We start from the raw sequence: 11,546 nt of genomic DNA, 5'->3' as shown, positions 1-11,546 counted from the left end.
CCTTCACTATAAAGTGAAAAAACTCCTTTCCCATTATCATCTTTTATTGATACAGGAAATCCTCTTTTTGGTAAATTAGCTTCATCGCTATGAATACCAGCTTTTATTATAGAACCTTGTGCCATTCAAACTCCGTTAAATTTATTATAATTTTTATATTTGAAAAAATTTATAATCTATCAATTTTATACTTTCACTTTTTGCAACTTTGGCGAAGCCCACTTGTAGTGTGCGGCGGGAAAAAGTTGAACAAATACTATTTATAATAAATTTACTTCATAATTAGCTTTTAAATTTCATTTGTCGTAAACAAAACTAGCCTACAAATAAGAAGCAAAAAATGAATTCGTATAGTTAATATCAATAGTTTTTCAATGAATATAATTTTATAATTATCATTTAAATAGTTTTGCTATCTCGCTGTATTTGTTTTCTTCGCTTAATGCTGATAAGTTGATTTTCTCTCCGCCTCCTACTCCAATAGGAACCAAATCATTTCTTACTATTGACATTATTTCTTCTTTGCTCAATCCTGCTTTGAAAAGTTTTCTTGCCTTTATAAATGTAGAGCTTTCTGATTTTGAAGAACATCTTACTGCATTCTGACTTTCGGCGTATTCATTGCACCAATCTCCGTAAGTTATAGCTGATAGATTTAATTCTTTATTGCTGTTCTCTGAATTATTTAAATTTTGTTTATCTGCATTACTTGCTTTATCATTTGAATTATCTTCTTTTAATTTCTTCACTATCATATCAATAATAATATTTTGAATCTCTTCATCATTTCTAAACAAATAAACAAATTCATCTCTAGCTTCTTTCTGAATTTCTTTTTCTTCACTAATTAATTTTTCTAATACTGTTTTTAATTTTTGCATATACTCTCCATTAATATTTTCTTCATTACTAATAATTGCACTAGCACAAAGCAAATCAACATTACGGCTAGCAGGATATTCAACTGCCGCAATAGCTTTGATTTCGCAATTCTCCCAGTAAATAAAATTTTCATCTTCATAAGATTTTTTTCCAACCATCTCAATAGAAGGATAAAAAGATTTTTTCTCCGTTATGCTCTCATCAAACCATTCTATAAAAGCATAAAGCCCGACATCCTCATTATCTTTTTCTAAACTTACAACTTTTCCAATAGCCTCTCTTTCCTCATCTTATTTATGCCCTTTATAGACAAATATTTCTATGCTCTTTTTCTCAAATGATTTTATCAGCTCATCAATATTTTTCTCTGTGATTTTATTAGTTTTAGTTTCAGCAAAAGTATTTTTAGAAAGCGGTATATACTGCTTGAAACTATCCCCTAAAATTTTATATTTTTTCTTTAGCATACTAGCTCCATAATTTAATAATTTTAGTAAATAACACAAAAGATGATTTATAATCTTTATACCTATTACAAAAAATATAAGTGATTATAAGTTATTGCAAAATAAAAAAGGCTCAGTAAATTAATACCAAGCCTTTTGTTAATATTTTAATAAATAAAGATTAGCTTTCTTTTTTGAATATTCCTTGAAGCATTAAAGCTAAAGCACCATCTCCTGTAACATTGCATGCCGTACCGAAACTGTCCTGCAAAGCAAATATAGCAAGTATCAATGCCGTACCATCATCATTAAATCCTAATACAGAAATTATAATACCCAAAGAAGCAACTACAGTTCCTCCAGGTACTCCCGGAGCTCCTACCGCAAATATACCAAGAAGTATAACAAACAAAATCATAGTACCAATACCGGGCAAAGAACCATATAATATTTTTGATATAGTCATAACAAAAAATGTTTCTGTTAATACTGAACCGCATAAATGTATTGTAGAACCCATAGGTATTGCAAAGTTAACAATGTCTTTATCCAATGCATCCGATTTGCTTGCACATTTTAATGCCACAGGCAAAGTAGCTGCTGATGACATAGTACCTACAGCTGTAAGATAAGCAGGTCCGTAATGCTTAAACACTCTTGCAGGATTCTTTTTAGATATTATACCTGCTATTGAATATAATACAGTAAGCCATATAAAATGTCCTACTATTGCTATTAATATAACTATTATAAATACAGGAACACTTTTTATTATAGTACCTTCATAAGCTAAAGTTGCAAATGTGCTTCCAATATAAAAAGGAAGTATAGGAACTACTACTTTATTTACTAAAAATAAAATTATATTATTAAGCTCATCCAATAAACCTTCAAAATATTTTGACTTTGTCTTTACAACAGCAACACCTCCGCATATAGCTAGAAATAATGCTGTTATTACAGGAAACACCGGATTAATATCTAATTTAAATATAATCTCAGGCAATTCTTTTCCGCCTTCAACAGCAGAAGGTATATTCAAATTAGGTATTATTATATATCCTGCAGTCATTGAAAATAAAGCAGCTCCAACTGATGATACATAAGCAAGTATAAGCATTACGCCAAGCATTTTATTTGCTTTACTTCCCATTCTAGTTATAGCAGGTGCAATAAATCCAAGCACTATCAAAGGAACCATAAAAGATATTACCTGATTAAGAACATATTTTATAGACTGTATTACATTAATTACAGCAGAACTTGAATATGTACCTAATACAATACCAACAACTATGCCTATAAATAATTTAATTAATAAATAATCTTTCTTATGTTTTCGTTCTAACTCTTCCATAAAAATATTTGTCCTATAATTTATTTTATATATAATAGTATATTAATTTATATATCTTTGTAAATTATATTATAATCTTTTTTAATAGATAAAAGCTTTGATTTCAATTAATAATCAGATTAATATACATTTCAATCTAATTATTCCAATTTTTATTTGCGAGTTTATCGAGATTTATTTTTTTATATTTCTCTCTTAAATTGATAGAAGGTATCCACCAAGCAATATCAAATACTTTCTTTTTTATAGATTCAATCTTTTCTATGTATATATTATAATCATCATAAGTTTTCATTATATAGCATGAATAAGCCATGAATGCATGCTTTTCTCTGTTTATTTCAACATCAAGCTCCTTCAATAACTCATGGCATTTTTTATAGAATTCATTTTTATTATCTGCTTTGTAATTATTAAATACAAATAAAAAAGAATTAAAATTATAAAAACTAGATTCTTTTAATAGATTAATTTTTTTTTCTTTATAAAAGTTGAATATATTTCTAAATACAGATAAAGCATCTGATACTGTTTTTTCTTCTTTTTCTATAGAATGCACGGCTGATGATTTTCTTTGAACATAATAATATTTAGCTTTGTTATTATAATACATATTTGGATTATACACTAAATATTTATAAAAAAATTCACTATCTTCAGAGACAATATAATTTTGAAATTTCAAATTATTATTTAAAATAAATGATTTTTTATATAATTTATTCCAAACAGCGACAAGAGGATATTCAGGTGTATTTTCTTTTTCTGTTGTACTTACATTGAAATTACTTTTTCCTTCAAAACATTTATCTTTAAAATATTTTTTCCATTTCTCCAATCTATTATGATAATAAGGCTTTATATATCCTTTAACTTCATTAACTGTATATATATTGTTAGTAAAAACTATATCTGCATCATACTTTATTGCTGTACTATATAGATTCTCTAAATAATCATTTTCTATAAAATCATCAGAATCTATAAAAGAAATATATTCTCCATTACTGCAATCAACACCGATATTTCTTGAAAATCCAACTCCGATATTTTTTTCATTATTTATAATTTTTATTCTATCATCTTTCTTCATATATTCTCTGATTATATTCTCTGAATTATCATTAGAGCAGTCATTAACGCATATTATTTCTATATATTTTAATGTTTGAGCAATAACACTCTCTATACATTTAGGCAAATATTTTTCAACATTGTATATAGGAAGCACAACAGAAACTTTCGGCATAAAAACCTCTTAATAAAATAATGAATATTTTTATAATACTAGATATTGATTAAAATACAAGTATAAAGTTTTACTATATTGAATAGAATTATAACCATAAAAATTAATAAAAATATATTACCATAATTACTGTTATAATAACATAAAATATATTCTATTTTTTTCTAAAAATCCATATTAAAAATGTAATTATAGATGGCAACATTCCTATAAAAAGAGATACATAATTTGCACTAATAATATCTTTTTTTAACTTATTAGCTATTTTTATGATATATGGAGCAAGATAAGTATCACTAACTATAAATAATAAAATAGAGAATAAAATAATTATTACCACTTTAAAAATCAACTTATCTCTTTTGTATTTTTTTTCGTTCTCATATAGGGCATCTTGTTTTTCTTTATCTTTCTTATCTAAAGCTTCCTTTTTTTCCCTATCTTTCTTATCTAAAGCTTCTTGTTTTTCTTTATCTTTCTTTTCTATAAGTTTTTTTTCTCTCTCATTTAGTTCTTCTAATATTAATGTGGGATTACTATCATTTTTAATTATAATATCTTTTTTATCTTTATCTGTTTTTAACATTAATAAAGTATTTTTTTCTTCCTCTGTAATATTTACTTCTTTTTGTACATTATTTATATAATTAATAAATTCACTATGTAATACATTTGAATAAGAGTTAATTAATACTATATCTATAAATTTATCTATCTCTTGTATATTCGATATTATACTTTCTAATAATAATAAATTTATAAAAGTTGATACAGGCATAATTTTTGAGTATAAATTATATTCTTTATAATCGATATTTTCAGTTATAGGTTTTTGATAAGTTATAAATATTGTATCAATATTATTCAAATTAGATTTTGTTATATTAAGATTTCGATATAACAAAATTATAGTAAAATCATATAAAGTTTGTTTTTCACTTATAACTCCAATTCCGCCTTTTAATACATTTCTTGATTGCCTAGATTCATGCACTCTCTTATACAACTCCGGATCATCTGATTCTTTTTTTAAAAAGAAATTATCAATAATTTTTATATTATAATTTTCTAATGCTTTAAAGATGTCATTTTTTATATTAACTAAATCTTTAGTTCTAGTTTGAATATGATTTTTATTATTGTAATCAGGATTAATTATATTGTAAAATAAACTATTTACTGTAAGATTATTTTGATAATTTTTTGCAGAAACTAAATAATCAAGTACTAACTCTAAAGTAATATTATGTACACATACTTGAAAATTAAATTCATTCAAAATTTCTAATGTTAAAATAGAACTTTCATAAAATGGAGCATCACACCATCCAAATAAATTTGTAATAAAAATATTATCTAAATATATTCTAGGCTTATTTTTTTCTTTTAAACTGCTTTTTTTATAATTTTCAATAGCTTTAATTATAATCATGCCTTTTATAATATTTTTTATTGTATCTAATCCTTGATATGAATGTTCATACAATAAATTTAATATGTTTGCAATATTTTTATATATTAAATTAGTATTATCTACATTATTATTTAATGTATCATTAAAAAAATGATATAAATTTTTTGTTACGTTTATAGTTTCTTCTACACTTTTACTAATATTTTGTAAAAAAATAGTGGATAGTTCATTTATCTTAAAATAATTTTCATTATATAAATTATTATAATTATTAAATAAATTTATAACTTCTTCACTATTGTATAAAGAATATGTATCATTTTCACGATTTAAATTTATTATTTTCTTTGAAGTATAAAAATCAATTATTTTAATTGTAATATTATTATCACTTTGAAAAAAGCTATTTATAGAACTTTCCAATTCTTTTTTAGATATTTCTCCAGAACGTCCTACTAAATGTACGATTATAGGTTCTAATAATAAATATTGACCTTTCTCTTTTTTTTCTTTACTATAAAAATTAGCTATATTTAAAATATTTGTGAGAATATATTTGTAATCAAGCATATAAAATTCCTGTTTCATAACATCTAATAATATCAATTATTTATATATTTTTAATTAAAATAAATCACATTACATTTTTATAACTATTTACATAAAAATATTATAATATTTGAATAAAAAATAACAAGGATTTTATAAAATAAACATCCTATTTTATATCTAAAATTCACTATATTTTGATTTAGCAATATTAAGTTATCATAATATTTTTATCGTTTTTTATATATAAATTTTTTACTATTTATGTTATAATTAACTTATATATTTCAGTAATCAATACAGATTTTTATAAATACATTTTAATGCATAAGGATTTTAAACATGATGAAAAACAAAGAAAGACTTTTATGGATATTTCTTTTAATTTTTGTAGTGGCAATTTCATTTTTTAATTTTAAAAGCCCTTCTCTTGCAATAGCTCAGCAGGGAAGCCCTCAGTCAGATAATGATTTTTACTATTACAGCAGATTGTTTCAAAAAGTTTTTGCAACACTTCAGCAGAACTTCGTTGATACGAACAATGTAACAACAAAAAAATTAATGTACGGTGCTATTAAAGGAATGCTTGAAGCTACTGATGACCCTTTCACATTCCTATTAGATGAAGAATTAAATACTGCATTAAATACTGAAATGTCCGGAAGATACGGCGGTGTAGGACTTTCAATATCTAAAAATGCTGATAAAGGATTAATGGTAGTTTCTCCTATAGAAGACGGCCCGGGTGAGAAAGCTGGAATATTATCCGGAGATACTATTATAGAAATAGACGGCAAAAGCACAAAAGATATGTCCGTTGATAATGCAGCAAATATAATGAGAGGAAAGGAAGGCACAAAAGTAACTTTAACAATAGTTAGAGACGGTGTAGCTGAGCCTATTAAATATCCTCTTACAAGAGCAATCATAGAAATAAAAAGTGTTAAATACAAAATGGTTGATAACACAATCGGATATATAAGAATAACTACTTTCGGAGATGATACTGCTAAAGATTTAGAAAATGCATTAATAGATCTTAAAAAACAAGGCATGAAAAAACTTATACTTGATTTAAGAAATAATCCTGGCGGAAGACTTGATACTGCTATCAATATAGTAGAAGAGTTCCTAACAGACGGAAAAATAGTATACACTAGAGGAAGAACAAAAAATGAAAATCAGGATTATTATGCATCTAAAAAAGGCGATGAATGGCTTGAAGGAGATATGGTAGTTTTAGTTAATCAGTACAGTGCCTCTGCATCAGAAATACTTTCAGGTGCATTACAAGACAGCGGAAGAGCTAAGCTTTTAGGTGAAACTACATTCGGTAAATTCAGTGTTCAATATGTACTTCCATTGGACAGCAGAGATAATACTTCTTTCAAATTTACAGTGGCACATTATTACACTCCAAATGGAAGAAGACTTCATGGTACAGGATTAACTCCTGACTTTGTAGTAGTAGAGCCTAAATTAAGCAGCACAGATATAACAGCATTAACTGAGCTTAGAAAAGGAGGACAAATAACAGCATACGCTAAAAAATATCCTAATGAAAGTTCAGATGCTGCTGCTTTGCCTGCATTCAAGCAAGAGCTTTTAAAACAAAATATAGTACCTAGCGATTATCTTCTTGAGCGTTTAATATATAATGAACGTAATTTAGATAATTATAAAGAAATATATGATCTTAAATATGACAAGCAATTAAAGGCTGCTATAGAATATCTTGAAACAGGAAAAGAACCTCCTCAGGATAAAGAAGAGCCTAGAGAAAACTGGTCAAACGAAAAAGAAGAAAATCAATAATTAAATAGAAAATAGGCAGTAATATTTTATATGTTGCTGCCTATTTATTTTTTAAACTTTAATAACATACCCCGCCCTTTATTTTTATTAACTTAATTCATAAATTTTTATTTTTTTATTTCTTGCATCTTAAATAGAATTTTAACACCCGCCCTAGTATTTTTTTATATTATTACTTATAATGCCGCACGTTTAACAAAATTAAAAATATAAATTAATTAATAATTAAAACTATAATTATATATAAAAATTTATTAACCGTGCGGTATAGAAATTCAAAATCTAATTAAAACTTGGGCGGGTTTGCTTATTATATGAAAATAAAATGTATAAATAGATTTTATTTTTATTTTAAACAAAAAATACTGCAGGGCGGGGTGTGTAATTAAAGCTTTAAATTATAATAATATTTATTAGAAATAATAATTATAATTCCTTATATTATTTGCTTATAATATAGGAGTATTATTATGGCTTTTGATTTTAAATTAGCAGTAAGAGATAAATACACAGAAGAAATTTTTGACATTATAAATATGGCTCAAAATATAAAGGCAGATGATATAAAAACAGATTACAAAGTTATTGAAAGCAGTATAAAAACAGGAATAGGCAATATATCTTCAGGCCGATCTTTTAATATAGGAATACCAATATACGAATATAAAAATGATTTAGGTACTTGGGTAAAACTAGAAGAACAATATTCAAAATATACAAGCATGATTTTATCAAGCAGTATAAAAAGATATTTTTTAAGAACTATATTTAACGATGAAATTTATGAAGCAGAATATATTATAAAATCTGTAAGCGGATATACAGTAAAATATGTTAATAATTTAGGGGTGATAACTATATCGCTTCAGGCATTAGATAAAGTATTTTTAAGACAGCGTGAAGATAGTTATAAATTAAATATTACAGAAGACAGCAAGCAGGATATTAATTATAATTCTTTAAGTTTAGTTCCTGTTCCTATTAGTTTTAATTTAGAGTTTTTAGTTATAGCAGGACAATTAGAGTTTATTTTCGCAAACAGACAAAACTTCGGCATTCAAGTTATAGCAGAATTACAAAGCGGAGATTATGTTGTAGATTTTAATGGAGAAATATTAACTATAAACGGGATTGGTTATGATTACAAGGGCATACAGCCTGAGCTTAATGTTGGAAATAATGTTTTTTATTTAGAAACAAATCAAACCTGCCTAAGTGCCGCAATAAGATACAGAAGAGGTATTTTAATATGATTAGAATGCCGTATCATTTTTTGAGAGATAAAATATATAGACTTGCTCCGCCTCCTTATGTTCCTTTTGAAGAAACAGGAACTTATATAAAAATTAATGATAATATTTATGCAGAGAATGCTTATAGAACTTATTCAGCTTATGAGTTTAAAGTTAATAAAAGAGGCGGAGAAAGCGGTAAAGTAAGTTTTAATACTCCTTTGAATTATTTTAATATCAATGACAGAGTAGAATATTATTTAAAAGGTAAAAAAAGATTTGCTGGATATGTTGAGAGTATAGACAATGCTGGACTTAATTTAACTGTTATTCCAGTTTGGGGGCGTTTGACTTATCAATATATACAAGGCGATTTGATATTAGAAGCTACAAAAGGAGCTTTGGATATAGTTTTATCATTAAAAGAGAAAATAGAAGAAATGGGAATAATATTTGATGAAAAAAATATTGGCCTTAATAATGATAAGCAAATAACAATGTCATTTAGCGGAAAAAGTATATCTGATATACTTGATGAAGTTGAGGAAAGTTTATCTGTTTCTTGGTGTTGGGGAGTAGATTTTGACAATAATTTTTATTTTAAAGAGTTTTCGGAAGTACCTAATAAAAAATTAAATTGGTACAATAATGATTTTTCAGACAGCGAATATGAAGAAGACTCAGGCGATTTGGTAAGCAGATACGTTATAAAAATGAAAGATAATATTTTGACAGATGAGGGAGAGCTTGAAGAAGTTTATAGAACACTGCCTAAAATAGTTGGAGCGGATCCTTTATATCCTCCTATTCCTTTAGAAACTGAAATTGGGATAAAAACTGACCTTTTTGAAATAGATTACAAATTAGAAACTTATGATTTAGCTTATCAGTTTGCCTATCAATTTTTAACTAATCAGGTAAAAAAACAAACTGTACAAATAAAAAGTATTAATTCATCAAAAATAGATTTAGACATAAACGAATGCTTAGAATGTATATTAAAGCCTACTAATAATTTTTATCAGGTAATTGATTTTAATGAGTTCACTATAATTGAAAGCAGATTAAATGAATTATATTCAAGTGATATTTTAGATATTGATGAGCAGATAGAATACAGAAAATACCCTAATTATAAACAGCAGGAATCTGTGGCATTAGTTGACATAGACAGATATTATAGGGAAGTTTGTAATCAATGCTATAATATTACAAAAATAGTTATATTCTTTTCAGACGGTACGCCTGCCGCAAAAGGACAAAAAATATCGGCAGTATTTCAAATAGAAGACAGAGAGCATGTACAGAGAAAATATTGTGCTGACGGTTTCGGAGTATTTGATGTTCAAGGTTATGACAAAAGAGATATTATAATAACTTCCGAGAGAGGCAATATTTTATATGAAAAGTTTATCTGTTTTTTTGATGTAGGTTCAAGAATAGTCAGCATGAATGTCAGAACTATTAATTATAAGTTTGAGAATAATGCTTTAAATATAGATTTGGAGCTTGCTAAAATGAATGTGAAGCTCACTAATTATTTATATGAACAAGAAGAGAAAAGAAAACATCTTGAAGAGCTTCTGTCTTATTCAGGATAAATAAAATAATAAGGAGGAAGTGAGCCGACCCAGTAGGTACCCTTTGGGTAAGCAGACAGCAAATGAATTTACTGCCTATATTTAGCTGCACCATAGGTGGACTTCGTCGGCGAACATAGCAATAATGAGCAATAAAAATGTAATAGTATCAAGCGAGAAAGGAACTATATTAAATTATTTTGGGATTTCAAATACTTATAATCCTTTCACTGATGAAAACGCTTTACAAATAGTACAAAATCTTGACTTTAATATCCCTGCCTCAGAACCTTTTGTTAATGCTGGATATGCGGCAGTGTCTACAGGGCTTTTGACTAATTCAGTTTCTTTTTTGAATGACTGTATTTTAGCAATTTACGATACAGACGGCACAACAAAAATAGCAGATTTGACAAATGTAATCGGAGAGCTTGGAAATGACAAATATATGCCTAAAGAAAATCAGGTATTTTGGTTTAATAAAGACGGTTTAAGAGGCACTTATTTTTTAAATAGTGCTTATGCGGGCAAGAAATTAAGAATAGTGAGCGGACGCTATGTAACTACTGCGGTAACAAGCGGAGTTTTAAACGAGATATTCGCAAGAACTACAGGCGTTCCCGCTTATATTGAGGAGATTAATAATATGATTAAGGAAGTTCAAGATAATTCTACATTTATAATAAAAGAAACAATTACAAAAACAGGAAGCGGTACTCAAGAGTGGGAATTAGATTGGAGAGATGATTTAGAATATTTACAAGTATCAGGTTATGTAAACGGAGATACTTCAGCCTTAACCTCTGGAAGTTCTTACGGCTTATATCAGAATATAAATGATCAAGCTCCTTTCATAGGTTGGCTTTTGTATTATATCCGTACAGGTTTTTATGGAGGAGATTTTGAAACAAAAATTAATAATTATCAGGCAGGCTTACCTAATTTAAAATGGTTCCCTATTTTTGATAATAAACCTATTTTAGGAATGAAAAATAATACAAAACAAAACACTATAACAGCTA

The 11,546-nt window shown here is 26.6% G+C and carries 9 protein-coding genes and 1 pseudogene; 4 read left to right on the top strand and 6 right to left on the bottom strand.

The features are described from left to right. From Q0J90_RS14730 to Q0J90_RS09135, 6 genes and pseudogenes are all read right to left on the bottom strand, one after another. Positions 1-125 (bottom strand): annotated as a pseudogene (locus Q0J90_RS14730) (phage capsid protein); the annotation flags it as partial. Positions 126-395: 270 nt separating this feature from the next. After that, positions 396-1,040: a hypothetical protein gene (locus Q0J90_RS09155; RefSeq protein WP_297277610.1), complete on the bottom strand. Its 645-nt coding sequence runs from the start codon at positions 1,038-1,040 to the stop codon at positions 396-398. 132 nt (positions 1,041-1,172) lie between these two features. Beyond that, positions 1,173-1,349 (bottom strand): hypothetical protein, encoded by a 177-nt coding sequence (locus Q0J90_RS09150; protein ID WP_297277609.1) that lies wholly within the window; start codon positions 1,347-1,349, stop codon positions 1,173-1,175. Between the two features lie 160 nt (positions 1,350-1,509). After that, positions 1,510-2,685 (bottom strand): dicarboxylate/amino acid:cation symporter, encoded by a 1,176-nt coding sequence (locus Q0J90_RS09145; RefSeq protein WP_297277608.1) that lies wholly within the window; start codon positions 2,683-2,685, stop codon positions 1,510-1,512. Between the two features lie 136 nt (positions 2,686-2,821). Then, complete coding sequence (locus Q0J90_RS09140) at positions 2,822-3,934, bottom strand: glycosyltransferase family 2 protein (protein WP_297277607.1); 1,113 nt, start codon at positions 3,932-3,934, stop codon at positions 2,822-2,824. 154 nt (positions 3,935-4,088) lie between these two features. After that, the gene (locus Q0J90_RS09135; RefSeq protein WP_297277606.1) at positions 4,089-5,918 is read right to left on the bottom strand and encodes a hypothetical protein; all 1,830 of its coding nucleotides are present in this window, start codon (positions 5,916-5,918) and stop codon (positions 4,089-4,091) included. Positions 5,919-6,239: 321 nt separating this feature from the next. Here Q0J90_RS09135 and Q0J90_RS09130 point away from each other — a divergent pair, with 321 nt between their 5' ends. The 4 genes from Q0J90_RS09130 to Q0J90_RS09115 all read left to right on the top strand — a co-directional run. Continuing rightward, complete coding sequence (locus tag Q0J90_RS09130; protein WP_297277605.1) at positions 6,240-7,712, top strand: S41 family peptidase; 1,473 nt, start codon at positions 6,240-6,242, stop codon at positions 7,710-7,712. Between the two features lie 470 nt (positions 7,713-8,182). Next, positions 8,183-8,965 carry a hypothetical protein gene (locus Q0J90_RS09125; RefSeq protein ID WP_297277604.1) on the top strand — a complete coding sequence of 261 codons (783 nt, stop codon included), beginning with the start codon at positions 8,183-8,185 and terminating at the stop codon, positions 8,963-8,965. Continuing rightward, entirely contained in the window at positions 8,962-10,545 is a 1,584-nt protein-coding gene (locus Q0J90_RS09120) for a hypothetical protein (RefSeq protein ID WP_297277603.1), read from the top strand. Before Q0J90_RS09125 ends, Q0J90_RS09120 begins: the two co-directional genes overlap by 4 nt. A gap of 142 nt (positions 10,546-10,687) precedes the next feature. Beyond that, the coding region (locus Q0J90_RS09115; RefSeq protein ID WP_297277611.1) for a phage tail protein at positions 10,688-11,546 on the top strand (859 nt) is incomplete at its 3' end.

The sequence above is a fragment of the uncultured Brachyspira sp. genome (assembly GCF_944390595.1).
In the GTDB taxonomy this organism is placed as follows: Bacteria; Spirochaetota; Brachyspiria; order Brachyspirales; family Brachyspiraceae; genus Brachyspira.
The sequence above is the reverse complement of the archived record's forward strand: the minus strand, read 5'-3'. Positions and strand labels throughout refer to the sequence as shown.

Bases quoted from the DNA above. Each gene is read 5' to 3' on its own strand.
- Q0J90_RS09155 (WP_297277610.1), bottom strand. From the start codon at position 1,040: ATGGTTGGAAAAAAATCTTATGAAGATGAAAATTTTATTTACTGGGAG.
- Q0J90_RS09150 (WP_297277609.1), bottom strand. From the start codon at position 1,349: ATGCTAAAGAAAAAATATAAAATTTTAGGGGATAGTTTCAAGCAGTAT.
- Q0J90_RS09145 (WP_297277608.1), bottom strand. From the start codon at position 2,685: ATGGAAGAGTTAGAACGAAAACATAAGAAAGATTATTTATTAATTAAA.
- Q0J90_RS09140 (WP_297277607.1), bottom strand. From the start codon at position 3,934: ATGCCGAAAGTTTCTGTTGTGCTTCCTATATACAATGTTGAAAAATAT.
- Q0J90_RS09135 (WP_297277606.1), bottom strand. From the start codon at position 5,918: ATGCTTGATTACAAATATATTCTCACAAATATTTTAAATATAGCTAAT.
- Q0J90_RS09130 (WP_297277605.1), top strand. From the start codon at position 6,240: ATGATGAAAAACAAAGAAAGACTTTTATGGATATTTCTTTTAATTTTT.
- Q0J90_RS09125 (WP_297277604.1), top strand. From the start codon at position 8,183: ATGGCTTTTGATTTTAAATTAGCAGTAAGAGATAAATACACAGAAGAA.
- Q0J90_RS09120 (WP_297277603.1), top strand. From the start codon at position 8,962: ATGATTAGAATGCCGTATCATTTTTTGAGAGATAAAATATATAGACTT.